The organism is Streptomyces sp. NBC_00386, from assembly GCF_036063235.1.
GTDB lineage: Bacteria > Actinomycetota > Actinomycetes > Streptomycetales > Streptomycetaceae > Streptomyces.
This window is the reverse complement of sequence record NZ_CP107950.1, coordinates 8,912,777-8,936,540: the sequence shown is the minus strand read 5'-3', so window position 1 is coordinate 8,936,540 and position 23,764 is coordinate 8,912,777. Positions and strand designations below refer to the sequence as shown.

The 23,764-nt window shown below is 68.1% G+C and carries 25 protein-coding genes and 2 pseudogenes; 14 read left to right on the top strand and 13 right to left on the bottom strand.

Annotated features, from left to right (window positions below; genetic code table 11):
* The first annotated feature begins 135 nt into the window (after positions 1 to 135).
* On the top strand, positions 136 to 798 hold the full coding sequence (locus OG780_RS39095) for a hypothetical protein (RefSeq protein WP_443062346.1): 663 nt from the start codon (positions 136 to 138) through the stop codon (positions 796 to 798).
* A 54-nt stretch (positions 799 to 852) separates the two neighbouring features.
* Here the strand turns inward: OG780_RS39095 and OG780_RS39090 are convergent.
* Positions 853 to 1,688, bottom strand: a protein-coding gene (locus OG780_RS39090; RefSeq protein WP_328456335.1) for an IS5 family transposase whose coding sequence is annotated in 2 segments (ribosomal slippage) — positions 853 to 1,338 and positions 1,341 to 1,688 — 834 coding nt in all. Because the reading frame shifts where the segments join, the coding sequence is not laid out codon by codon here.
* Between the two features lie 81 nt (positions 1,689 to 1,769).
* Here OG780_RS39090 and OG780_RS39085 point away from each other — a divergent pair.
* A protein-coding gene (locus tag OG780_RS39085) for an IS5 family transposase (RefSeq protein ID WP_328456333.1) occupies positions 1,770 to 2,587 on the top strand; the annotation gives its coding sequence in 2 pieces (ribosomal slippage) (positions 1,770 to 2,118 and positions 2,118 to 2,587; 819 coding nt in all).
* A 158-nt stretch (positions 2,588 to 2,745) separates the two neighbouring features.
* Here OG780_RS39085 and OG780_RS39080 read toward each other — a convergent pair.
* On the bottom strand, positions 2,746 to 3,987 hold the full coding sequence (locus OG780_RS39080; RefSeq protein WP_328456331.1) for an IS110 family transposase: 1,242 nt from the start codon (positions 3,985 to 3,987) through the stop codon (positions 2,746 to 2,748).
* A gap of 113 nt (positions 3,988 to 4,100) precedes the next feature.
* Between OG780_RS39080 and OG780_RS39075 the strand changes: the two genes are divergently transcribed.
* Positions 4,101 to 4,975 (top strand): IS5 family transposase gene (locus tag OG780_RS39075; protein ID WP_328456329.1). Its coding sequence is split into 2 segments (ribosomal slippage): positions 4,101 to 4,797 and positions 4,797 to 4,975, totalling 876 coding nucleotides; the frame shifts between segments, so codons are not numbered across the junction.
* 309 nt (positions 4,976 to 5,284) lie between these two features.
* Here OG780_RS39075 and OG780_RS39070 read toward each other — a convergent pair.
* The gene (locus OG780_RS39070; protein WP_328456327.1) at positions 5,285 to 6,439 is read right to left on the bottom strand and encodes a hypothetical protein; all 1,155 of its coding nucleotides are present in this window, start codon (positions 6,437 to 6,439) and stop codon (positions 5,285 to 5,287) included.
* A gap of 272 nt (positions 6,440 to 6,711) precedes the next feature.
* Here OG780_RS39070 and OG780_RS39065 point away from each other — a divergent pair, with 272 nt between their 5' ends.
* Complete coding sequence (locus OG780_RS39065) at positions 6,712 to 7,410, top strand: alpha/beta hydrolase (protein ID WP_328456325.1); 699 nt, start codon at positions 6,712 to 6,714, stop codon at positions 7,408 to 7,410.
* On the opposite strand, the gene OG780_RS39060 is transcribed toward OG780_RS39065, so the two are convergent.
* From OG780_RS39060 to OG780_RS39030, 7 genes and pseudogenes are all read right to left on the bottom strand, one after another.
* Entirely contained in the window at positions 7,394 to 8,269 is an 876-nt protein-coding gene (locus OG780_RS39060; protein ID WP_328456323.1) for an IS5 family transposase, read from the bottom strand. The genes OG780_RS39065 and OG780_RS39060 overlap by 17 nt on opposite strands.
* A gap of 45 nt (positions 8,270 to 8,314) precedes the next feature.
* Positions 8,315 to 8,593: pseudogene (locus OG780_RS39055) on the bottom strand (transposase); the annotation flags it as partial.
* A 691-nt stretch (positions 8,594 to 9,284) separates the two neighbouring features.
* On the bottom strand, positions 9,285 to 11,465 hold the full coding sequence (locus tag OG780_RS39050; RefSeq protein WP_328456321.1) for a tetratricopeptide repeat protein: 2,181 nt from the start codon (positions 11,463 to 11,465) through the stop codon (positions 9,285 to 9,287).
* Positions 11,462 to 11,764 (bottom strand): hypothetical protein, encoded by a 303-nt coding sequence (locus OG780_RS39045; protein WP_328456319.1) that lies wholly within the window; start codon positions 11,762 to 11,764, stop codon positions 11,462 to 11,464. The genes OG780_RS39050 and OG780_RS39045 overlap by 4 nt, the downstream gene beginning before the upstream one ends.
* Positions 11,765 to 11,875: 111 nt before the next feature.
* A pseudogene (locus OG780_RS39040) lies at positions 11,876 to 12,538 on the bottom strand (ABC transporter permease); the annotation flags it as partial.
* On the bottom strand, positions 12,498 to 13,484 hold the full coding sequence (locus OG780_RS39035; RefSeq protein WP_328456317.1) for an ABC transporter ATP-binding protein: 987 nt from the start codon (positions 13,482 to 13,484) through the stop codon (positions 12,498 to 12,500). The gene OG780_RS39035 and the pseudogene OG780_RS39040, both read right to left, overlap by 41 nt.
* Positions 13,481 to 13,942, bottom strand: coding sequence for a MarR family winged helix-turn-helix transcriptional regulator (locus tag OG780_RS39030; RefSeq protein ID WP_443062262.1), 462 nt, complete (start codon positions 13,940 to 13,942; stop codon positions 13,481 to 13,483). Before OG780_RS39030 ends, OG780_RS39035 begins: the two co-directional genes overlap by 4 nt.
* 195 nt (positions 13,943 to 14,137) lie before the next feature.
* Between OG780_RS39030 and OG780_RS39025 the strand changes: the two genes are divergently transcribed.
* Positions 14,138 to 14,494: an STAS domain-containing protein gene (locus OG780_RS39025; protein WP_328456315.1), complete on the top strand. Its 357-nt coding sequence runs from the start codon at positions 14,138 to 14,140 to the stop codon at positions 14,492 to 14,494.
* Here the strand turns inward: OG780_RS39025 and OG780_RS39020 are convergent.
* A complete protein-coding gene (locus tag OG780_RS39020; protein ID WP_328456313.1) occupies positions 14,491 to 14,967 on the bottom strand; it encodes a MarR family winged helix-turn-helix transcriptional regulator in 477 nt (158 codons plus the stop codon). The genes OG780_RS39025 and OG780_RS39020 overlap by 4 nt on opposite strands.
* A gap of 129 nt (positions 14,968 to 15,096) precedes the next feature.
* On the opposite strand from OG780_RS39020, the gene OG780_RS39015 reads away from it, so the two are divergent.
* Entirely contained in the window at positions 15,097 to 16,284 is a 1,188-nt protein-coding gene (locus OG780_RS39015) for a PP2C family protein-serine/threonine phosphatase (RefSeq protein ID WP_328456311.1), read from the top strand.
* Positions 16,285 to 16,392: 108 nt separating this feature from the next.
* On the opposite strand, the gene OG780_RS39010 is transcribed toward OG780_RS39015, so the two are convergent.
* Positions 16,393 to 16,803, bottom strand: a complete 411-nt coding sequence (locus tag OG780_RS39010; RefSeq protein WP_328456309.1) for an ATP-binding protein — start codon at positions 16,801 to 16,803, stop codon at positions 16,393 to 16,395.
* Between the two features lie 485 nt (positions 16,804 to 17,288).
* Here OG780_RS39010 and OG780_RS39005 point away from each other — a divergent pair, with 485 nt between their 5' ends.
* Positions 17,289 to 18,503: a phospholipase D-like domain-containing protein gene (locus tag OG780_RS39005; protein WP_328456307.1), complete on the top strand. Its 1,215-nt coding sequence runs from the start codon at positions 17,289 to 17,291 to the stop codon at positions 18,501 to 18,503.
* Positions 18,504 to 18,557: 54 nt separating this feature from the next.
* Here the strand turns inward: OG780_RS39005 and OG780_RS39000 are convergent, their stop codons facing one another.
* Positions 18,558 to 19,262 (bottom strand): GAF and ANTAR domain-containing protein, encoded by a 705-nt coding sequence (locus OG780_RS39000; protein ID WP_328456305.1) that lies wholly within the window; start codon positions 19,260 to 19,262, stop codon positions 18,558 to 18,560.
* A gap of 264 nt (positions 19,263 to 19,526) precedes the next feature.
* Between OG780_RS39000 and OG780_RS38995 the strand changes: the two genes are divergently transcribed.
* From OG780_RS38995 to OG780_RS38965, 7 genes are all read left to right on the top strand, one after another.
* Complete coding sequence (locus tag OG780_RS38995; protein ID WP_326789774.1) at positions 19,527 to 19,787, top strand: WhiB family transcriptional regulator; 261 nt, start codon at positions 19,527 to 19,529, stop codon at positions 19,785 to 19,787.
* A 109-nt stretch (positions 19,788 to 19,896) separates the two neighbouring features.
* A complete protein-coding gene (locus OG780_RS38990) occupies positions 19,897 to 20,331 on the top strand; it encodes an ATP-binding protein (protein ID WP_328456301.1) in 435 nt (144 codons plus the stop codon).
* Between the two features lie 108 nt (positions 20,332 to 20,439).
* Complete coding sequence (locus OG780_RS38985; protein ID WP_328456299.1) at positions 20,440 to 20,745, top strand: hypothetical protein; 306 nt, start codon at positions 20,440 to 20,442, stop codon at positions 20,743 to 20,745.
* 108 nt (positions 20,746 to 20,853) lie between these two features.
* On the top strand, positions 20,854 to 21,333 hold the full coding sequence (locus OG780_RS38980; RefSeq protein ID WP_328456297.1) for a hypothetical protein: 480 nt from the start codon (positions 20,854 to 20,856) through the stop codon (positions 21,331 to 21,333).
* Between the two features lie 258 nt (positions 21,334 to 21,591).
* The gene (locus tag OG780_RS38975; protein ID WP_326789770.1) at positions 21,592 to 21,972 is read left to right on the top strand and encodes a DoxX family protein; all 381 of its coding nucleotides are present in this window, start codon (positions 21,592 to 21,594) and stop codon (positions 21,970 to 21,972) included.
* Complete coding sequence (locus OG780_RS38970; RefSeq protein WP_328456295.1) at positions 21,969 to 22,436, top strand: peroxiredoxin; 468 nt, start codon at positions 21,969 to 21,971, stop codon at positions 22,434 to 22,436. Before OG780_RS38975 ends, OG780_RS38970 begins: the two co-directional genes overlap by 4 nt.
* 375 nt (positions 22,437 to 22,811) lie before the next feature.
* Positions 22,812 to 23,759, top strand: coding sequence for a TauD/TfdA dioxygenase family protein (locus tag OG780_RS38965; RefSeq protein ID WP_328456292.1), 948 nt, complete (start codon positions 22,812 to 22,814; stop codon positions 23,757 to 23,759).
* The last annotated feature ends 5 nt before the right edge of the window (positions 23,760 to 23,764 follow it).

The following is a 23,764-nucleotide window of genomic DNA, read 5'->3' as shown; positions in this document are numbered from 1 at the left end:
CACGGATGACTGAGCATGAAAGTTGGCTCTTGGGCACGCTTGTTGGTGTCTGAATGCAAGTCTTGGGCCGCAACGGAGCGGGCGGGCTTCCGCCCAGGGCGCTACCGAACCTCGCCAGTAGACTCCGGCACCATGATGGCTGCCACTTCCGAATCGCCCATCCCGGCTGCGCCAGCCGGTTTGACCCGTAGGGCGAAGAGCTTCGTCGAGGTGGAGGGACTCTGCATTCCTCGGCAGGGCATCGAGCTTCACCGCGAGGCATGGATCGAGCACGGTATCCCGGCTGCGGAGATCAACCGTGCAGCGGCCTTCCAGGACCGTTGGGGCGGACTCGCGCTACCGCCGGCGCCGTTCTACGAGAGCGGCCCGCGCATCCTGGACGCGGACGTTCCCGAGGGCTCGGCCGCTGAGGGCTGGTGGATCCCGGCCGGGAACTGTCGGGTGTCCATGGCCTACGGATTCATGATCGGCCCCGGTGGCGAGTTCGGAATCTATGGCTCCCGTTGGGCACCACTGCATGCCAGTACCGAAGGCTGGGTGGAATCCTTGGCGCTGGCCAGCCACGCGAGACGTTGGGCCAAAACCATCACGAGAATCACGGGCAAGACCGTCGACTCCCTAGACCTCGAAGGCTACGAGCCAGTACCTGAAGTGCTGGGCCTGACTGACACCTGGTGGCGGGGCAAGGACTCACTCATCGCCCTTTACCGCGGCGAGGCTGTCGGCATGGACGCCCCAGGATGCCTTGAAGCCCATGTCTATGGTGGCCTCGACGAGTGGGGTCTCCACGGCGGCTGACCGCTAGCTGGCCTTGCCGGACCTGAGCACCCGCTTGGCCGGGCGAGCCAGCTATCACGACGCTGACCGGTTCTGTACGTCCGCATGAACGAGGCGGCGGAGACAGATGAGGGCCACGGAAATACCTGCGAAGGCAAGGAAGTGCTCGGCCTTGCGCTCATATCTCCGATGCAGGCGACGGCAGCCGGCAAGCCAGGACATCGTGCGTTCCACGACCCAGCGATGGCTGCCGAGGCGTTGGGAGGACTCGATGCCACGGCGGGCGATCCGCGGCACGATGCCGCGCTCGCGCAGCCATCGGCGCAGATGGTCGTAGTCGTAGCCCTTGTCGCCGTGCAGTTTGGCCGGGCGACGCCGACGCGGCCCACGGCGCGAGCGGATCGGCGGGATACCCCGAATCAAGGGCTCCAAAGCCTGGCTGTCGTGCAGGTTGGCGCCCGAGATCGCGAGTGAGATCGGCAGGCCGGTGCGGTCGCAGATTAGATGGATTTTCGATCCCTTTTTACCGCGGTCGGTCGGATTCGGTCCCGTCAGATACCCCCTTTGAGGGCGCGAATGCTCACCGAGTCGATCGCGCACCTGGACCAGTCGAGCTGCCCGCGTGAGCCGAGCTCGTCCAGGATGACCCGGTAGAGCCGGGCCCACACCCGCTCACGGCTCCACCGCGCGAACCGCTTGTACACCGTTTGCCAACAAGCCCCGAAGACCGGCGGGAGCTGGCGCCAGGTACAGCCCGACGTCGCTACGAAAACGATCGCAGCCAGCACCTCACGGTCCCCGGCTCGCCGACGTCCCCCACCCTGCGGCCGATGCACCACAGTCGGTGGCACCACCCGCCGAAACAGTTCCCACAACTCGTCCGGCACCAACTGCTCAACAAGACGATCCACGTCCCGTCAACGATCGCCGAAGACCAAAGGAAACGACGTCTAAGACCGTGTCCTACGTGGGGTTCGGTCGTTGGGTCCGTCATGGGGCGGGGTACGTGGAGTTGGATTGTTCCGGACGGGCTGTGGGAGATCGCGGAGCCGCTGATCCCGCCGTCGAAGATGCGGCCGCAGGGTGGCGGGACGCAGGACACACCTGATGAGACGCTGTTCGCCGCGATCATCTACGTGCTGGTCAGCGGATGCGCCTGGCGGGCACTGCCGCCGTGCTTCGGGATATCGAAGTCGACGGCCCACCGCAGGTTCCTGATCTGGTCAAGAGCCGGTGTCTGGGGCCGACTGCACGAAGAGATCCTGCACCGCCTGAACGACGCCGGCCTGCTCGACCTCTCCCGCGCCGTCCTCGACTCCGCCCATGTCCGGGCTAAAAAAGGGGCGAACTCACAGGTCCGAGCCCCGTGGACCGGGGCAAGCCGGGTTCCAAGATGCACGTCCTGTCGGACGCGAACGGACTGCCCCTACTCGTCGGCCTCTCGGCAGCGAACACCCACGACAGCCAAGCACTGAAGCCCATGATCACGGGTCACCAAACGAGACACGACCCCCACAACGGCCGCTACTTCAAGCCGCAACGCCTGCATGCCGACAAGGCCTACGACGTCCCTCACCTGCGAAAATGGTTGTGGGGCAGGCGTATTGGCGTCCGCATTGCACGCAAGGGAGTCGAGTCCAGCGAACGGCTCGGTCGCCGAAGGTGGGTGATCGAACGGACCATGTCCTGGCTGTCGGGCTACCGCAGACTCAGCCCCCGCTACGAACGCCATCCTCGCAACTACCTGGCCTTTCTCGGACTCGCCGCGGCCATCTGCTGCTACAAGCGACTCCTCAAGCTGACCACGTAGGACACGGTCTAAGGGCTTGATCGAGTGAGGTGATGCGCAGCCCTGGACCTTTTCAAGAATTGCCATCAAAAGTCCGCGTGCCGCGCATCGGGTTGGGCCGGCCGCGCGTCTGCCCCAACCGGGTCCGCGCGGACAAGACACCCCATGCAGCTATCGGGTCAAGCAGCTGCGGCGAGTGGTGATGGTTTCGGTGGGGCAAATGCGATCGCCTCGTTGAACTTCTGGCGGGTGGTCAGGCAGTGGTGGAGCTGGCCGAGCATGCGGTTGAAAAGGTTTCGGAGAGCCGCGTAGTAGCGATCGCCGGTCTCCCTTCGGCGGTTGTAGTGGTCGTGGGCGCCTGTTGAGGCAGTGAGTGCGGCGAAAGCCCAGTGCCGGCCGGTTGCGGCCAGGCGGCTGTTCTTGATCCGGCGGTGGCTGACGCGGCGGCTTTTGCCGGACTCGCGTGTCACGGGGGCACTTCCGGCGTAAGCCTTCAGATCGCGGGCTGTGTCGAACCGAGTGCGGTCGTCGCCGATTTCAGCGAGGAGCCGGGCGCCGGTCAGCGCGGCGAGACCCGGGAAGCTCGTGATGATCTCCGCGTCGGGGTGCTGCAGGAAGAGCTCCTCAGTGGCGCTCGCCAGGTCATCGCAGGCCTTGCAGGCGGCTTCGAGCTGGGCGAGCAAGGCAAGTGTTTGGTGTCCCATCGCCGTTTCCACTAGAGCCGGCTGACGAAGCCAGGTCCGGCGGAACACTTCAAGCAGGCGGTCGGTCTCGGCCTCGATCCGGCGCTGGCGGCCGGCCTGTTTGACGGCGGCTTTGAGCTTGCTGCGGGCGAGCTTGGCGGCTTTGGCCTGTGTGGGCGCGATCGCCAGGATCGCTCGAGCCTCTCGCGCCAGAAGCCTCTCGCGCTTGTCGACGAACGCTTCAAGAACTGCCGGGTAGTACTCGCGCAGGTGCGAGCGCAGACGGTTGTGGGCACGGGTGCGGTCCCAGACCGCGTCCTGCTGGGCTCTGGCGAGGACGGTGATCGCCTTGACCAGCTCAGTGTCGCCCGGCAGAGGACGGTGAAGCTCTGCGTCGGTCCGTAGGATGTTCGCCAGGACGACGGCCTCCTGGTGGTCGGACTTTTTGCGGGAGACGGAGTGCCGGTCCCGGTAGCGTGCCACGGCCATTGGGTTGATCGCGAACACTTGGCGCCCGGAGGCCCGCAGACAGGCCACCATGAGTCCGCGCGAGGTCTCGATCGCGATCGGGATCGGATCGTCGGGGGTGTCGCCGTGTTCGGCGAGCAGACGCAGCAGGTCCTGGAAGCCCGCCGCGTCGTCGCTGACCCTGAGCTTGCCGAGCAGGCGAGCGTCGGAGTCAACCACCGCCACGTCATGATGGTCTTCGGCCCAGTCGATTCCGCAGGTCACCTGCATGCACGCCTCTTTTCGATACGTCGCTGTCCGTCGGCGTCGAGCCGCGGCAGGACCACTCGGCGACCTAGGCCGTGTATCGAAACTCGATCTTGGGCTGTGAATGATCACGGTTCATGGGGCGGGGAGATCTCACGGACGAGCAGTGGGCGGTGCTGGAGCCGTTGTTGCCGAAGGGTGCCAGGGCGGGACGGCCGCCCGTCTGGCCTCGGCGGCAGTTGATCGACGGCATACGGTTCCGGGTCCGTACCGGTGTTCCGTGGCGGGACATGCCCGTCGAGTACGGGCCGTGGGGCCGGGTCTACGACCTGTTCCGCCGATGGCAGCGGAACGGCACTTGGCACCGGATCCTCACCCGGCTGCAGTCTCTGGCCGACGCGAAGGGCGAGATCACGTGGGACCTGAACGTCGACTCCACGGTCTGCCGCGCCCATCAGCATGCGGCCGGGGCCCGCAACCAGGGCGATCTGCAGAAGGAACCACAAGGTGGCGTGTTCACCGAGCCCCGTGATCACGGGCTAGGAAGGTCGCGCGGCGGGTTCACCACCAAGCTGCACCTCGCCGCCGAGCAAGGTCAGAAGCCCATGTCGATTGTGGTGACGGCGGGGCAGCGCGGAGACTCGCCGCAGTTCGAACCCGTGCTGGAGAAAGTTCGTGTGCCTCGCATCAAACTGGGCCGACCGCGCGTCCGCCCCGATCGCGTGCGGGCTGACAAGGCGTACGCGTCCCGCAAGAACCGTGCCTATCTGCGCCGCCGCGGGATCCGGTGCACCATCCCGGACAAGGCTGACCAGGCACGTAACCGCGAAAAGTCGGCTCCCGCGGCGGCCGACCTCCGCGCTTCGACCCGGCCGACTACCGCGAGCGCCATGCGGTCGAGTGCGGGATCAACCGGCTCAAGAGACACCGTGCTGTCGCCACGCGCTACGACAAGCTCGCCGTCCGCTACGAGGCGATCGTGCTCGTCGCTGCCATCAACGAGTGGCTGTGACCCCCGGACGTCACGCGGTGGGATCCACGTTCCACGTCGCGGGCAGGTCGCTGCCGCAGAAGACGCAGATGAAGTCGTCCTCACGCACGATGTTGTGCTCCTGGCACTCGGGGCACCGCCGGAATACAACTTGTTTCGACGCGAGTCCGACCGTCATCCGAGTTGCCTGCCACGGTTCGGTGTTCCCCGTCCTGGGACGGGGAACACCGAACCGTGCTCAACCGACGTCGACGGGGAGGCGCGCTTAAGCTCGCTCGTAGCGCTCGTTGACGGTGGGCCTGCCCCAGATGCCGTCACGGAAACCGAGGCTCAAAGGATGTGCGCCCTACGGGAGAGCGCCCACACGTAATACCACTTGTCCACGCGGCGAGTTTCGTTTTGAGCGATGCTTGAGATGATTCCCCAGATCCCACCTGCCCCTCCGAGACCGAGGGCTGTAACCGCTTGGCCGAGACTAGGGCCGTAAACGGCCACCAGTGAGGCGGTGACTGTTCCCAACGCTCCACCGGCCACTGATACGGCACGCGTCCGTTTCACCTTTCGGATTTGCGACTCCATGGAGTGGATCTCATCCGCAATCTGCAGGCTGATCTTGTGCACTGCTCGTTGTGACTGGACATCATTCATTGACAGATCGAGCTCTATAAATTGTGAGCGGAGGAAATTCCGAAATGACGAGTAAGATGCAAATTCATTAAGCGTGATATCAGAGAAGTCTCGAAGGCTCACTCCTTCAAGGAAGGGCAAGTCGATGCGTAGAATTTCCCTTACGTGGTCACCTGTAGTCGGCTCCACGCCCGACATTTCCACAGCTCTACCATCCCGCAGGAGGTAATCGACGGCCTCTACGTGTCGGGGATTTCCGTAGTGGATTTCTGATTCGCGAATATTTAAAGACTGGGTGCGGGTCGAGTAGTTTGGCAAGTACCACGCCAAGCCCGATTTGAGAAGTGGCTTCGCCGATATCAACCATTGCCCCAGACTCTCCAAATCGGGGCAGTGGAATCCGTAATTTGTTTTTCGGGAGTATGTGGCCGGAGTGTCGTCTGCGTTCCTGAGGGGCAAGCCTGCACCTGGATGGCCATACATGGCGGTTGCGCCTGGGCCATCGCCGTCGTAGATGGTGGAATTGCGTACGGAGTTATCTGAGTATCCATAGGAGCCAACAAAATGAAATGTATGACTCGTAGCGTGAGATAGCAGAAGCGTGTCAGAAATCATAACTGAACGCTTTGTGACATCATCGAAGTGGGAGTCGTCGATTCCGAGACCTACGTAGTAGCGAGACCTAGTAAGCCGTTTGGCGTCGGCGAGTTCGCCAGACCGTTCGTTCCACATGAACTTCGCATATATCGTGGCGCATGTTTCACCTTGCGTCTCACCGGTCACGTGCAAATGAGAGAAGAACTTTCGCATCTTGCGTGCAACGATCTTGTTTTCGACGGTCCATCGTCGGCTGAACATCTCATCAAGCTAGCCTTCTCGGCGGGCAGTCTCAAGCAATTCACCAAAAGATCAAAAACCCTTCCGGCAATGTGGTTGCATCAATTCGAATCTCTGAGCGAGCTAGTCTGGCATCGAGCTGCGGGTGGGCGCCTGGGCGACGGTAGTTGCACCGACTGGGAGGAAGGGCTCCTAGGCCGTGTATCGAAAATGGATCAAGGTGGTGGGTGATGGCCGGCCGTGGTTCGGAGCTAGGCTCCCTGGCCTGGTGTCGATCTGAGGAGGCGGGCGAGTTGGCCGCTGTGGTGCTCGTTCACGGTCTGTATCACCGTCCGGAGCACTTCGCCGTGCTGGCGGAACGATTGCGGACCACGGGCACCGAGGTTGTCGTTCCCGAGCTCCACCGGGGCTCACTACCGGCTGACACAGCTGCCGTCCAGGCCGCCGTCGATGTACTGGCGGAGCCCCCGATTGTGCTCGGGCACTCCTACGGAGGGTCAGTGATCACAGGGGTCCACGGAGCGGGGCACCTGGTCTATCTGGCGGCCTTCATGCCGGATGCTGGCGAGAGCGCGGCCAGTCTGGGCGGTGCGTCCCTGCAGCTCCAGGACGCGATCATCCCTGAGCCCGACGGCTCGACCACTCTGCACCCCGACCGGGCCATCGACACCCTCTACGGTGACTGCCCCGAACACCTCGCCGCCCAGGCGGTTGGCCTACTGCGTGCGCAAGCCCCCGGCTGCGGACGAGGAGTCCCGGAGCACCACAGCTGGAAGCACACACCCTCCACCTACGTCGTCTGTGCACAGGACCGGGCCATCGATCCGGGTCTCCAGCGGAAGATGGCCTCGCGCTGCACCGACGTGCGCGAGTGGCGGACTGGCCATTCCCCGTTCGTGGGTCAGCCTGATCTCATCGTGGAACTCCTGCTGGAACTGCTCGCCACCCGCACCGCGCCCAGGGGAAACGAAGGAGTCACAACCATTCGTTGATGGCTGCGATGAGAACGGTCGCTTCGTAGCGGACGGCGAGTTTCTCATATCGGGTGGCGACTGCGCGGTGCCTTTTGAGGCGGTTGATACCGCACTCGACCGCGTGACGGGCCCGGTAGTCGGCCGGATCGAACTTCGGCGGCCGGCCTCCGCGCGACCCTCGCCTCATACGGTTGCGCGCCTGATCGGCCTTGTCCGGGATCGTGCAACGGATCCCACGCCTGCGCAGGTAGGCGCGGTTCTTCCGAGAGGCGTACGCCCTGTCCGCCCGAACCCGGGCTGGCCGGGTCCGGGGTCTGCCCGGCCCGAGGCGAGGCACCCGGATGCGTTCCAGGACGGTCTCGAACTGTGGTGAATCGCCCCGGTGCCCGGCGGTCACAACGATCGCCATGGGCTTCTGTGCTTGCTCGACGGCCAGGTGCAGCTTGGTGGTGAACCCGCCGCGTGAACGTCCCAGCCCGTGGTCGTTCGGCTCGTTGACGAAACCGCCCGGGGGTTCCTTCTGCAGATCACCCCATTTCCGGGCTCCGGCCGCGTGCTGATGAGCACGGCACACGGTGGAGTCGACGTTGATGTCCCACGTGATCGATCCGCCCGCGTCGGCCAGGGCCTGGAGCTGGGTGAAGACCCGGTGCCAGATACCGCTTCGCTGCCATCGGCGGAACAGGTCGTAGATCCGGCCCCACGGACCGTACTCGGCCGGCATATCCCGCCACGGAATACCTGTCCGAACCCGGAAACGTATGCCATCGATCAGCAGGCGCCGGGGCCAGACAGGCGGCCGTCCCACTCTTTTCCCCTTGGGCAACAACGGCTCCAACACAGCCCACTGTTCGTCCGTGAGATCTCCCCGCCCCATGACCCACGATCATCCATGCTCAAGATCCCACTTTCGATACACGGCCTAGTCCTCGAAGTCACCATTTGCGGCGATGGGCCAGCCGTTGGCCGGTGCGGTGTCGTAGTGGAACTGGTCATCATTCAGGACTTCAGCGGGCGTCTTCCAACCGGATCGTTTCCGGGGCCTGCTGTTGAGGGCGTGAGACACGACCTGGAGCTCATCTGGCCACCACCTGGCCAGGTCGGCGCCCCTGGGAAAGTACTGGCGGAGAAGCCTGTTCGCGTTCTCGTTCGTCCCGCGCTGTCAGGAACTGTGCGGGTCCGCGAAGTAGACCGCGACGCCAGTGTCGAGCTTGAACTGGGCGTCAACGCCTTCATTCACCCTGCCGGCCTGCCCATCACACTCCCACCACTGCGAGTGTTGCGACGACCGGTTGAATCCACCCTGTGATCCGGCATCGGCGTGAAGTCTCAACTCGTCTTGGCTCTGGGGGGATTCCGTCCCAATCGCGTTGCCAAAAGGTCATGTCCAGGGCTTCCAGGACGAGCGGGTCTCTTTCCTTGTCGCGGCGGACCAGCCAACGATCCGGCGAATCTGCCCGCACAGTCGCACTGCAGCACGATAAAACCATCCGCCACTGGGAGATCCTGTACCACTCGCGCTATACCCGCTGGTCAGCCGTGCCGCCACTGCTTGGAAGCGGTACCGCGATGGCCTGGGTCAATCTCGGCCCACAAGGTATTTGTCGTCGCCGGACGGATGGCTGTCAGCACGTCCGATGCACCCAAAGCGTGCACCAGCCAGCGCCCGGAGCGAGCATGCACGCGATCTGAACGTGCCACCCGGTGCCAGCACGTGGTCAGGCCGTGACTCGCTCGAACATCTGCAAGAGCTCGGACGTCGACTGCACCTGTGACCATAGGCAGGTGCGACAAGACATGATTCTTCGGATCTCTTGGTGCTGCTCGCAACACCTCGGCGAATGCAGCCTTATGAGCTTTCGCCGCCAACCTTTGGTGCACGGTTGGCGGCGCTAGGATCCGTCCCTTGTTAGATCTTCCAACGCTGCATAGATCGCACGGAGGTTGTCCAGTCGGATGGCGGTGGTGGGGTGGTCGGGGCCGAGTGCTGCCTCGGTGATGGCCAGCGCCCGCTCCGCCAACGGCAGGGCTTCGGTGTGCCGCCCCAGCGTGTTGAACGTGCCGGCGAGGTTGTTCAGACGGATGGCAGTCCTGGGGTGGTCGGGGCCGAGGGCTTCCTCAGTGATGGCCAGCGCCCGCTCCTCCAACGGCAGGGCTTCACTGGGCCGCCCCAGCACACTGAGCGTGCCGGCGAGGTTGCCCAGGCATCTGGCGGTATTGGGGTGGTCGGGGCCGAGTGCTGCCTCGGTGATGGCCAGCGCCCGCTCGGCCAACGGCAGGGCATCTGCGTGTCGCCCTAGATCACCGTACGTGCTGGCGAGGTTGCCCAGGCGGATGGCGGTGTTGGGGTGGTCGGGTTCGAGTGCTGCCTCGGTGATGGCCAGCGCCCGCTCGGCCAACGGCAGGGCATCTGCGTGTCGCCCTAGATCACCGTACGTGCTGGCGAGGTTGCCCAGGCATCTGGCGGTGTTGGGGTGGTCGGGGCCGAGGGCTGCCTCGGTGATGGCCAGCGCCCGCTCCTCCAACGGCAGCGCCTCGGTATACCGGGCCAGAGCGCTGTACGTGGTGGCGAGGTTGCCCAGGATGATCGCAGTGGTGGGGTGGTCGGGACCGAGTGCTGCCTCGGTGATGGCCAACGCCCGCTCCGCCAACGGCAGGGCTTGAGCGGCTTGGCCGCGGGCCATCAGATAGGTCGCTGCCTGGCCCAGCAGGACGGCGAGGTGCGAAATCGTTTCAGTGCCAGGGCAGTGCGCGTTTACGGCTTCTACGTGAGGCAGAAGCTCTTGCCATTTGGGCCAGCTCTGCACGTTCTCAGGACTGCCCGGTGGCGTTGCTTCATACAGAAGGTTCAGAGCGGTTTCGCTCGGATGATGGTGGATGGGAGGCCGGGCTCGGCGTAGCAATCGTCGGATTCCGCGGGACTGCAGTGTTAGGGCGGGTGCGGGGGTGGTGCTGCGCAGTACGGTCTGGACGAGGCGGTGAACGGTGACCGTGAGGTCTGTGAGGGTGATCAGGCTGTATGCGGCAAGGACGCCCAGTGCATGATCCACGTCTCGGACCGTGGGTAGGGCGGTGGTGAGTACGTGGCGGGGCAAGGGATCGGGTGCGCAGTAGGCCAATGTCCGCAGCAGCTCGACTGCGTGTCGGTCTTCAGTTTGTACGGCGCTGAATGTGACGCTCCACAGCTGGGCGATGGTGCGTTGCTGGGAATCGCCGGGGGGCGTGGTTGCGAGCACGTCCGCCGGGTCGGTGCGCAGTTGGGTGAGGTAGCTGGCTGCGGTGGTGCGGGTCTGCGCGAGGTAGGCGCCGGCCTGTTGCAGGGCCAGGGGCAGATGCCCGAGTTCCTCGGCCAGGCGGGCCAGGCCCTCAGCATCCTTGTCGGCGTGACGTCCGGTGATCTCCTGCAGCACCTTCAGGGAGGTGTCAGGGGTGAGTGTGTCGAGGCTGAGTGGGGTGCCGAGGTCGCGCCAGAGCAGGTCGCGTCGGGTGGTGACCAGGGTCTGACCGGTGCTGAGCCGACCGAGGTAGGGGTGAAGGTCAGTGGGCTCTTCTGCGTTGTCGAAGACCAGCAGCCATCCGGTGCGCCCCTGCAGCCAGGCAACGGCCCAGTCGGCCGCCTCCTCCAGTGGCAGCGCAGCGTGCACCGGGTCGATGGCCGTGGCGAGGGAAGCAAGACCAGCAGTGATGGTGGCGGTGGACGAGGCATTGATCCACCACACCGGACCACGCCCAGCCGTCAAACAGGCGTGAGCGTGGTGAAGAACCAGGGTGCTCTTGCCGACCCCGCCCATGCCCCGCACGGTCTGGGTAACGATCCCCGTCCCCGTCGACGGCAACTCCCGCAAAGCAGCAAGTGCTCCGTCACGACCTTCGAAGACTCGACTGTCAGGTGCAGGAAGGTTGTTCAGCCGCTCTATCGAGTCGTCAGGGACCGCAGCCTGCAGAGCGCCGGGAGGAAGCACGACGTTTCGCTGCTCGATCCGGACCTGGTCACCAGTGGAGATGACACCAGAACTGTTGCCCGCGGCAGCGGACCGTCCCCCGGAGGCGGGTGGTGTGGGTGTCTCGGTCATCGCTGAACAGTGCCGTTGTCCCCCGTGATGATCACACCGGAATTGTCCTGCGTGGCCACCGCCCGCTCACCCGATGCGGTCGACGTTCCGGGCATCGTGGCAACCGGCGGAGCCGAAGACCCGATCACGGACGATGCCCAAGCCCCCAACACACCCGCGATGACTGCGCCGGCTCCCGCTCCCGTCCCGATCCGTGTCGACTGGTCCCACGGCAGCAACAGATCACCCAGCAGCACACACAACCCGAACACCAGCAACGACCCGAAGATCACCAGCAGCCAACGCCCCGTCCGTCCCATCCGACGCCCCTTTACACACCATCAGCTAACCAACCATGCTTCCACGACGCCAGGCACGACTCACACAGTTCCGACGATCCGGCACCAGAGCAGATCCACATCACTCCAGACCACTCCCCCAGTACTTGGAAGCGGTACCGCGATGGCCTGCCCGATGCCCATCAGCCGGTCGCGGGTGAGCACGATGCCCGCGATCGTCATCGACAGGCATGAGAAGAACGCCGAACCGAGCACGACGGCCACGGCCACTCCGAGGAGCCGCAGCGGGTTCCAGGTCATCGCCACCCCGAGCAACGCGGCGATCACGACGACCACCACGGCCTGGATCAGCGCCTTCACTCCGGCGGCGAACGCCTTGCCGGTGATGAGCGCGGAGCGGGGTGTGGGGGTGACGAGGAGTTTGGTGAGGATGCCGGCGTCCCGCTCCCAGATGATCATGATGCCGTAGAAGATGGCGATGAACATGGCGGACTGGGCGATGATGCCCGGCGCCAGATAGTTGAGGTAGGGGATTCCGCCGGTCGGGATCGCGTGGATCCGGGTGAACGTCTCGCCGAAGATCAGCAGCCAGAGCGCCGGCTGGATCGCCCGCGTGTACAGCTCGGTGCGGTCGTGGCGGAGCTTCTGGAGCTCGACCGCGCACATCGCGGCGACCCGGGCGGGCAGCACGCGCCAGCCCGTACGGGCCCTGGGCGGGGTCACGAGCAGGTCGAGGCTCCCGGGGCGGACGCTCTCAGCCGACGCGGGAAGCGGTACGGCGGGTGCTTCGGACATCGCTGAAGTCTCCTGATCGGTCGTCGAGTCCACTGCCGGCAACATCGCGGAAGGCGTCTTCCAGCGTGGGCGGTTCAGCGTCGCCGTCGATCCCACGGCGCTCGCCGAGATCCGCCCTGAGCTGCTGTGGGGTGCCGAGCGCGCGGACGCGTCCGCGGTGCATCAGCGCGACCCGGTCGCAGTACTGGTCGGCCTCGTCCATGTAATGGGTCGTCACGAGGACGGTCATCCCGGTGGCGGCCCGTACGGCGTTGATGTGCTCCCACACGCTGGTGCGGGCGATCGGGTCGAGGCCGATGGTCGGCTCGTCCAGGATCAGCAGCCGCGGCGCGCTGACCAGGGCCTGGGCGAGTTCCAGGCGGCGCACCATGCCTCCGGAGTACGTCCTGGCGAGCCGGTCGGCCACGTCGGTGAGGCCGACCGCGTCGAGCGCCTGGGCCACACGGGCCGCGCGTTCGCGCCGGGACACGTCGAAGACGCGGGCGAACAGGAACACGTTCTCCCTGCCGGTGAGCCCCGAGTCGGCGGACAGTTGCTGCGGCACGTAGCCCAACAGGCGTCGTACGGCCATGCGTTCACGGGTGGCGCCGTGCCCGAAGACACGGACCTTTCCCGAGGGGACCGGCAGCAGCGTGGTGATGCAGCGGAGCGCCGTCGTCTTGCCGGCGCCGTTGGGACCGATCAGTCCGAACACCTCACCGTCACGGACGGCGAGGTCGAGACCGTCGACGGCGGTCATCTCGCCGAAGGCGTAGACGAGTCCGGCACAGGACACGGCGTCCGGGGCCGAGCACGGGGCAGGCGCGGCGCCGGCGTCGACCGCGGTGGCCGGGACCGGCGTTCGGGGCGTGTCCGCCCGGTCGCCGGCCGGGTCCTCCTCGTCGCACCGGGGCTCCGGGTTCTCCTGCCGTGCGGGTTCCCCGCGTCCGCCGCTGTGCCCTGTCATGTCTCCTCGGCCTCCTCGTGCAGGTTCGCCGCCAGTTTGCGCAGGGCCGGAAGAGCGGCCTCCAGCGCGGCACGGTCGGCCGCGTCGAGGCGCGCCACCTGACCGCGTACGAGCACCGCGCGCCGCTGCCGCCAGTCGCGCAACCGGGCATCGGCCGCCGGGGTGGACAGCAGCCGGGCGGCGCGCCGGTCGGCCGGGTCGGTCTCGCGGACCAGATAGCCGTCCGCGACCAGCCGGTTGACCAGCGTCGAGACCGAATTGCCCGCCACATACAGCTCCTTGGCCGCCTCCGACACACCGATGCCCGGCCGGTCGACGACCAGGCGCAGCAGATCGGCCTCGGCACCGCGCAGGCCCGGTCCGGCCGTGCCGCGGCGCAGCCGCCGTCTGATCAGCCGCTGCAAACCGGCCAGGGTGTCCGCCAGGGCTTCGGGGAAACTCTCCGACTCCGACTTCACGGTCCGAATTACCTCTGTGTCAGAGGTAATTCGGGAAAGGGAGGATCAAGAGACCGGGTCCGGCGGCGAGACCCCAGGTGTGCACCTCGGTTCGGGGGGTAACCGTTGACCTGCTCACCGGCGTACCCCAGCGCCGGGTGGATCCCGACGGGTCAGTTCCCCTTGGAGGTAACCGTGCCGGCCGAAGAGGCTCCTGTGACCATCGACGCGACCTTGTACGGCGAGGGCATCGCCCTGGTCACCGTCGCCGGGGAACTGGATGTCGAGACAGCCCCCGAGCTGCACCACCGACTGGCCGACCAGATACGCGGGGGCCGGCGGCACCTGCTGCTCGACCTGTCCGCGGTCCCCTTCATGGACTCCTCCGGCATCAACGCCCTGCTCAAGGCCCACGACGCCGCCGGACACGCGGGAGGCGGACTGTGTCTCGTGTCCCCGGCGCCGGCCGTCCAGCGCGTTCTGGATCTCACGGGCGTCAGCCTCGCCATACCGTCGGTGGCCGATGTGGACGCCGCACTGGTCCACATCGGAGAAGGGACAGCCCGGCGCTAGGCGGAGCGGGCCCCGACGGGGTCCGCCTCGTGGAGCTGTGCAGCCGCGGCCGCGCAGAAGGCCGCCAGCCCCTCCACGAGCGCCTCCCGCCCGGCGGCCGGCATCTGCGCGAGGACGGCTTCCACGGCCCGCTCGCGCCGTGCGCGCAGTTCCGCGAGGAAGGTCCGGCCCTGGGGGCTCAGGAACAGGCGCAGCTCGCGGCGGCTGGTGGCACTCGGTGCCCGTTCGACGAACCCCACGGCCTGCAGCCGGTCGCAGAGTCTGCTGGTCGAGGGAGGTGTGGAGCCGAGCGCGTCGGCCAGGGTCCTCAGGTTGATGCCCTCTCCGTGTTCCAGGATGAACAGCACCCGCAACTGGGAGGCGGAGACCGGGGCCGTCGAGGCGCGGCCCCAGAGGATCTCCAGAAGCTCGGCGGCCTCGGCGGTCACGCGGGCCACCTCGCTGCGGCGCGGACGGGGGCCAGAGGAAGTCACCGTCCAACTCTCCCAGTCTTCTCGGGCACTGTCAGCCTGTCGGCGCGACACCAGGAACGAAAGGGTGGATACCGGCCTTCGAATCCCTTGGACTCCTTGAACTTCTCAAAGATTGGTCTGTGCGACATCGTGAACAGATTCGTGGCCGCAGAGCGTGCCCTGCGCACCGCGGCGCCCCATCAGCTGCTGGACGCGGTCCGTGACGTGCTGTGCGGTCACTACGCGGCCGATTCCGTCGAACTCTTCATGGCCGACTACGGGCTCACCGTGCTCCAGCCCGTCTCGGTGCTTCCCCACACCCTGGAACCCATTCCGGTGCACACCAGCCCCGAGGGCCGGGCCTTCGGAGCCCAGGAACCCTTCGTGGAGGAACACGGCGACGGGGGCGTACGAGCGCACCTCCCGGTGACGGTCCGCGGCGACCGGCTCGGCGTCCTGTCCGTCGTCCTGCCCTCCGCCGCCTGCGACGCGGACACGGTCGCCGAGCTCGCCGACATCGCCGAGGTCCTCGGCCATGAGGTGCTCGTGGCCGAACGCGACACCGACCTGTACCTCCAGGCCCGCCGCAAGGACCGGCTGACCCTGGCCGCGGAGATGCAGTGGCAGCTCCTGCCCGGCCGCTCCTGCTCCCGGCCCGAGTACGAGCTCGGCGCCCAGCTGGAACCCGCCTACGCGATCTTCGGCGACAATTTCGACTGGTCGGCCGACGCCGAGCGGCTGTCCCTCTACGTGACGAACGGGATGGGCGAGGGTATCGAGGCGTCGCTGCTCACCAATCTCGGCATCAACGCCCTGCGCAACGCGCGCCGGGCCGGCATTCCGCTCGCGGACCAGGCGGCGCTCGCCGATCAGGCGGTCCACGCCCAGTACCGCGGCGACCGCTACCTGTCCGTGCTCATGCTCGACTTCGAGCTGTCCACCGGCCGGATGCGCGTGATCGACGCGGGGTCGCCCCAGATGCTGCGGCTGCGCGGCCGGACCGTCGAACGCGTGGACTTCGAGGCCCAGTTGCCCCTCGGCATGTTCGAGGAGACCGACTACCTCGTGCAGGAGTTCCGGGTGGAACCCGGCGACCGGCTCCTCTTCGTGAGCGACGGCGTCCACGCCGTGGCCGGGCCGGGCGGGGAGAAGTACGGGCAGAAGGCCCTGGCCAGGGCGATCAGCTCCACCCGGCTGCTGCCCGCGACGGAGGTGCCCCGCGCCGTCCTGCGGGAACTGACCGGCCACCGGGGCAGGCCCGGCCCGGAGGACGACGCCCTCGTGGTGTGCCTCGACTGGCACGGCCCGGCGAGCGCCCGGCACGACGGAGCTCGATAACCGGCTCGGGCGGCCGGCCGCCCGAGGGGCCATAACCGGCTCGGGCGGCCGGCCGGGCGCCGACGGGGCCGGCCTGGCGCCCGCTGGGCCGGCCGGAAGCGGCACTCGTCAGAACCTCACGACCGCGTGGACCGTCTTGCCGTCGGGGCGGGACAGCACGGTCAGCTCTGCGGACAGCCGGTGCACCAGCGGCCAGCCGAAGCCGCCCTGCCCGGTCAGGTCGAGGCGCTTCGGGCGCGGCGGCTCGGGGTCGTCGTCGGAGACCGAGATGCCCACCCCGTGGCCCATGTCCCTCAGGTCCAGGCTGCACAGCCGACCGCGCGCGTGGCGCACCACGTTCGTCACGAGCTCCGAGACCACGAGCGTGACCGCCTCGGCGGTCTCGCGCGGCACGGCGCGCGGCAGGCCGCCGAGGAACGTGCGGACCATCCGCCGGGCGTGCACAGCGGCCTGCGGATCCCGCTCCAGTCTCGCACCGAGATCGGGACCGAGATCGCAGGACGGTTCGACGGTGGTCATGCCTTCGCCTCCCTTGCCGTACGTCCCGCCCGCGCGCCGCGCGGCGGCGCCCCTCCGTGCCGGTCGAAGTGCCGGGCAGGCTGCCTCCCCTTGTTCCCGGACCTCCGGAGGCCATGTCACGGGTATCCCCGGCTTCACACCCCGTCCACAGACGTCCCCTCCGAGACGGCACCCGGAGGACGGCCCACGGCGAAAGGTCTTGGGGACAGGCGAAAGGTCTCGGGGACAGGGGACTGCCGCGGCGGATCGGGGGCACTAGGCACGCGTCCCGACGCCCACGGGTGGTTCGGCGACATCGCTCCCGTGTCGGTCGTCGGGGCCGGGCGACCCCGAGGCCGGCACGGTCGAGCGGCCGGGGTGGTGGCCCTCGCCGGGCAGCGGCCGGCAGGGCCACCGCCCCGGCACTTCTCCGCGCCCGCCCGGGGCGACCGGACGGAACGCGGCCCGGACTGTCGGAACGCGGCACGCACAACAGGAGACTGCGGATGTCCCAGACCATCGCTGCACGAGTCGAGGCGTACGGAACGCTGGCCCCGGCGGAGGCGCGTCGCCGCAAGCAGCGGTTCCGCAGACGCCTGGAACGGCTGATCGGCATCGCCGCCACCGAGGGAAATGAGCTGGTTCCCCTGCGCAACGGCGACCGGATCTTCGCCGCGATGCTCGACGCGGTGCGGTCCGCCGAGCACACCATCGACATGATGACCTTCGTCTACTGGCGCGGGCAGATAGCCCGTGACTTCGCCGCCGCGCTGGCCGACCGGGCGCGGGCGGGTGTCAGGGTGCGGCTCCTGCTGGACGGTTTCGGCGCGAAGCGGATCGAGGGGGACCTGCTGCGGTCCATGACCGCAGCAGGTGTGCAGGTCGCGTGGTTCCGCAAGCCGCTGTGGCTCTCGCCCCTGAAGCAGAACCACCGCTGTCACCGCAAGGCGCTCGTCGTCGACGAGCACATCGCGTTCACCGGCGGCGTGGGTATCGCCGAGGAATGGTGCGGGGACGCCCGCGGTCCCTCCGAGTGGCGGGACACGCACGTCAAGGTGCGGGGGCCGGCCGTGGACGGCATCGCCGCCGCGTTCGCGCAGAACTGGGCGGAGTGCCACGACGAGCTCTTCGACGACCGGGACCGCTTCACCGGGCACGGTCAGCCGGGGACGGCGACGGTGCAGGTGGTGCGGGGCTCGGCCAGTTTCGGCTGGCAGGACATGCAGACCCTCATCCGGGTGATGCTCGGCTCCGCGGAGGAACGCTTCCGCCTCGCCACCGCCTACTTCGCTCCCGACACCTACTTCGTCGACCTGCTGTGCGCGACGGCGCGCCGCGGTGTCCGGGTGGAGATCCTGCTGCCCGGTCCGTACACCGACCAGCGGGCTTGTCAGCTCGCCGGCCAGAACCACTACGGCACGCTGCTGGCCGCCGGTGTCGAGATACGCCAGTACCAGCCGACCATGCTCCACACCAAGATCATGACAGTGGACGGGGTGGCTTCCCTGATCGGTTCCACCAACTTCAACCGCCGCTCGATGGAGCACGACGAGGAGATCATGCTGGCCGTCCTCGACGAGGCGTTCACCGCGACCCTCGACCGGGACTTCGACGAGGACCGGGAGAACGCCGTGGGCATCGATCCGACCCGCTGGCGGAGCAGGTCCCCGGTCCAGCGCGCCAAGGAGCTGGCCGTCGTACCCCTGCGCCGTTTCCTCTAGGAATTGCCGGACAAACCCTGGTCCGGCCGGGCCCGGACGGGATCGGTAAGGGGGTCAGCGGGGCCGCTCGCCGGTTTCGCACACCTTGCGGGCGATCTCCCGCAGTTTGATGTTGTGGTCCTGGGAGGCCTTCTTCAGCACGGCGAAGGCGTCCTCCTCGCTGAGGCCGTGCCGTTCCATGAGGATGCCCATCGCCTCACCGATCTCGTGGCGGGTCTCCAGGGCATGGCCGAGCTGCTGGTGTGTACGGGCCGAGGACAGGGCGACCGCGGCGTGCGAGGCCAGGACCCAGCCGGCGCGCTGGGCCGACTCGTCGAACATGTTCGGACGGTGCGAGTACAGATTGAGGGCGCCGAGTTCGTCCTCGTCGGTGAAGAGCAGGAAGCCCATCATGCTGCCCATGCCCAGTTTTCTCAGTTCGGGCGCGAAGCGGGACCACTTCTCGTGCGGCCGGCGCAGGTCCTCGATGGCGTAGAGCTGCTCCCGGTCGGTCACCGCGTCGAAGCACGGGCCCTCCCGCAGGTCCTGCTGGATCCGGTCCGCCATGCGCACGACGTCGCTGGTCGCGGCCAGCGCGCTGACCTCACCGCGGCGGACGGTGAGGATGCCGCCCTCGTCGCAGCCGTTGATCAGCACCGTCGCGTGCTCCACGATCCGGTCCAAGGTCGCCTGCACCGAGTCCTGCGCCAGCAGGTCCCGTGCCATGTCCGCCAGGGCGACGGCAAACTTCTCCCAGACCTCGCCGGACTCCTGCGTCATGGGCCATCCGATCATCCGTCGAAGCGAAACCAGCCCTCACCCGGGGGTTCCATTGTGACACCGCGGTACACACCCGCCGTGGCGGTCGAGGGACGTCCGTACGCCGGCCCGGGCGCGTCCCGCCGTACGGCACGGCCGCCCGTACGGCCGCTCCAGTATCCACGGGATCTTTGCACGACTCGCCTGTTTCATCCGGCGGATCAAGGGTGACCCGGGAAGGGACCGGATTCCGAAGAACGCGTTCGACTCGATCAGGAGGCTCGCATGGAGAACTGGCGCGAAGGCGCGTCCTGCCGCACCGTTGACCCCGATCTGTTCTTCCCCATCGGGAGCACCGGACCCGCGCTGCTCCAGATCCAGGAGGCGAAGGCGGTCTGCGCGGGCTGCCCGGTCCGTGAGGAGTGCCTGCGCTGGGCCCTGGACACGGGCCAGACCGTCGGCGTCTGGGGTGGTACGAGCGAGGCCGAACGGCGCGCGCTGGCGCGGCGCCGCTCCCGTGGGCGCTCCCGGAACACCTCCGCGTAGAGCGGGAGGGGCAGCACCGGGCCTCGCCACAGGGCCGGGTTCGGAGCAGACGACCGGGTCGCGGCGCAGCGAGAGACATTCCGCCGACGAGATCCGAACGAAGGACACGATGGAGATCGATCCGAGCCGGAACAGCAAGTCGTCGTACGGGGAACTGGGGACGCTCACCAGCGCGTTCGGCGGCGAGCTGCGCAACGTGTCCGACGCGCGGCTGGCCGCGGACGGCTATCTGCGTGCCCTCGCGCGAGCGACACCGCCCTCGGCGGCCGAGCACTGGGACGACATCCTGCTGGTGGTCACCGAACTCGCCGCGAACACGATCCAGTACGCTCCCGGCCCCTTCGAGCTCCAGATGCGTCCGACCATCGGCGGTGTGCACGTGACGCTCCACGACACCAGCACCACCCCGCCCGCGCCACGCCGCTTCCGCCCGTCCCAGGGCGGGGGCGGCATCGGCTGGCATCTCGTCCACGCGCTCTGCGACCAGGTGAGCGTGATCGTGCGGCCCGACGGCAAGGACGTCCACGCGTTCCTGCCCTGGTGACGGGACGGTACCCGCGCCGCGCACGCCGACGCGGAGGTGTCGTTCCGCGCGGCATGGGCACACGGTTGCGGTGAGGAAGCTGGTCCGTCGCACGATCGAGGTGGAGCGTTGAGTCAGGAGCCGGAGCCGTCCGAGCGGGAGCACGCCGTGTGGGACCGGGTGCGCCGCACCGCCACCGGGATGAACCATCACCGGGCCAAGGCGGCCCTCGACGACGTGAGGAAGGCGGCCGGGGAGAATCCGTCCGCCGGCGGGACGGCGCCCGACACTCAGACGGAGTTGGACGAATGGGAGCGGATCACCGAGACCCTGGCCGACCACGCCGGGTCCTACGACCCCGCCACGGACCCCTTCGTCCAGGGCCAGCTCACCGCCCGGTCCCATCGCGCACGGGCATCGACACGACGTGGCTGAGCCATTCCTTCCCTGTTGTCAGTCCCGTACGGAACAATGCTGGTCAGCCAGAAGATCACCGCACCCGTGCCGTGTGATCCCGTCCGTCCGTCGAAAGGCCGCCCGCACATGACACCGACCTCGCACCTCCGTGCCGCGAGCGCCGATCGGAGGCCGGTGACCATGGTGCGGCCGCTGCCCCGCACGCCCGCCCCGCTCGGCCCCGAAGGTGCCGAGATCCTGCGTCTGATCACCCAGCGCCGGTTCCCCGTCCGCCTCACCGTGCATGCCAACGGCCGCCGTCGGTACGGCTATTGGCTTCCCTTCGATCCCTCGACCGGGCGCGGCGGCTGCTATGTCGCCCTGCCCACCGGCGAGTGCGACGCGCTGCACGCGGCGGGACGGATCACGCTCGGCGACCCGCTCGTCGACCCCGCGAAGACCACGTACGCGGTCCAGGCCACCGCACGTACGACCGCCGTGGGCCGAGGCGAGACGACCGGACGGGGCGAGGGAACGGGACGGAGCGAGGGAACAGGCCGGAACGAAGCGACCGGTCGGAGCGAGGGGATGGCCGCGAACGGCTTCCGGCATGCTCTGACGGCCTGACTCCCTGCCGCACGCCCTGACACCCGACCTCCTGCCGTCACGCCCTGACACCCCGACTCCCGGCCGGTACGCCCCGCCGGTACGCCCTGACGCCCCGACTCCCGGCCCCGACCCTCGGACGGCACGCGGAGGGGATGCGGACGGCACGTGGAGGGCATGCGGACGGCATCCGAACGACGGTCGGCCGACGTGTCCCACCCGTACCGCTGGCACTTACTCTGCAGTAATATCCGCGGGCAGGCCCCCCGAGGAGGAACCGTGCCACGGCCCGAACGATCACCCTTGCTGCTCGCAGGCCTTCTGGCCACCGCGGGCGTCGCCCACTTCGCCGCACCACGGCAGTTCGACGCCATCATCCCGCGTGCTCTCCCGGGAGCGCCCAGGACCTGGACGTACGTGAGCGGCGCCGCCGAACTCGCCCTGGCGGCAGGGGTGGCACTCCCCCGGACGCGCAGGGTCGCCGCGCTCGCCACCGCCGCGTTCTTCGTCGGGGTCCTCCCCGCCAACGTCAAGATGGCCGCGGACTGGCGCGACCGCCCCGCACCGCTCAGGGCCGCGGCTCTGGCACGGCTCCCGCTCCAGGTGCCGCTCGTACTGTGGGCGCGCGGAGTCGCCCGGTCCGGAAAGGGACAGTCATGACATCTCAGGTGAACGTGGGCGACAAGGTCGAGGACTTCGCGCTGCCGGACGAGACCGGGGCGACGCGGAGCCTGTCCGAGCTGCTGGCCGAGGGGCCGGTGGTGCTCTTCTTCTATCCCGCGGCCCTCACCGCCGGCTGCACCGCCGAGGCTTGCCACTTCCGCGATCTGGCCACCGAGTTCACGGCCGCCGGCGCGCGGCCGGTCGGGATCAGCGGTGACGCGGTCGACCGGCAGCAGGAGTTCGCCGACCGTCACACGCTCGGCTTCCCGCTGCTGTCCGACGTCGACGGAGCCGTGCGGGAGCGGTTCGGGGTGAAGCGGGGCTTCTCGCTCGCCCCCACCAAGCGGGTCACCTTCGTCATCGCGAAGGACCGCACCGTCCTGGAGGTGGTCCGTAGCGAACTGCGCATGAGCGCCCACGCCGGCCGCGCTCTGGCCGCGCTGCGCGAGCACAAGGGCTGAGAGGTCCGGGGCGCCTCGCGCACGGCCCCTGTACGGAGTGAACGGGCCCCGCCCCTATGCGGATGGAGGGCGGGCCCCGTTCACTGTGCTCCATTCTCGGTACGGCCCGTGTCCGCCGACAGGGAGTGCGACCCGGTGACGTGGGGGACATCGGACACACCCCGTGCGCGCCGCGCGCCTCCCGTGTGCGCCCGCGCGCGAGCGCCCGCCCTGCCCTGCCCGAGCGCTCGCCCTGCCCGAGCGACGCCCCGCCGCCCCCGCGCACGGCCCCTCCCCGACCGGCACCCTGCACCGCTCGCGAGGCGGCCTGTCCCGTTCCCGGTCGAACGGTCATCCTGGAGCCGAAGAGCCGGACACACGAACCACGGAGGCCCCATGACGGACCAGGTCACATCCCTCGAAGTGAGGCCGGCGGCGGGACACATCGGCGCCGAGATCACGGGAGTCGACCTGGCGGAACCGCTGACGGACGAGGTCGTGGCCGCGATCCGGGCGGCCGTACTGCGCTGGAAGGTCCTGTTCTTCCGTGGCCAGCGGCTCGATCACGCCGCGCACGTCGCCTTCGCGCGCCGCTTCGGAACTCCGGTCCGTCTCAGCTCCCGGGGCAGCGCGTCGCCCGTGGAGTTCCCCGAGATCGAGACGACGGCCGACCGTCTCGAACTGGGCGGGCGCTACGGCATGGACCACGAGGAATGGCTGCGCAGGCGCCGTCACTCGCTGCTGCGCGGATGGCACTGCGACCACGGCGCCCGGGTCGATCCCCCGGCCGCGACGATTCTGCGCGCCGAGACCGTGCCCCCGTACGGAGGCGACACGACCTGGTCGAACCTGGCCGTCGCCTACGCGGGCCTCTCCGCTCCCGTGCGCGCCTTCGTCGACACCCTGCGGGCCGAGCACCGGCTCGGGGTCGGGTACCAGAGCCGGCCGGGCGACGACGCGTACGTCCGTCATCTCCTGGACCGTCAGATCGCCACCGACCACCCGCTGGTGCGGGCGCACCCGGAGACGGGTGAGCGGGTGCTGTTCGTCAACGGCTACTACGTCGAGCAGATCCTCGGGGTGTCCCGGCCGGAGAGCCGGGCGCTGCTGGACATGCTGCTGGAGCAGGCGACCCGGCCCGAGTACACGGTCCGCTTCCGGTGGGAACCGGGCAGTGTCGCCTTCTGGGACAACCGGGCCACCATCCATCTGGCACCGAGTGACACCGCCCACCTCGACCACCCCCGGGTCATGCACCGGGTGATGCTGGCCGGTGATGTCCCGAGGGGGGTGAACGGCGAGCCGTCGGCGCCGATCGTGGGCAGCGAGCCCGGCCGCTGGTGAGCGCG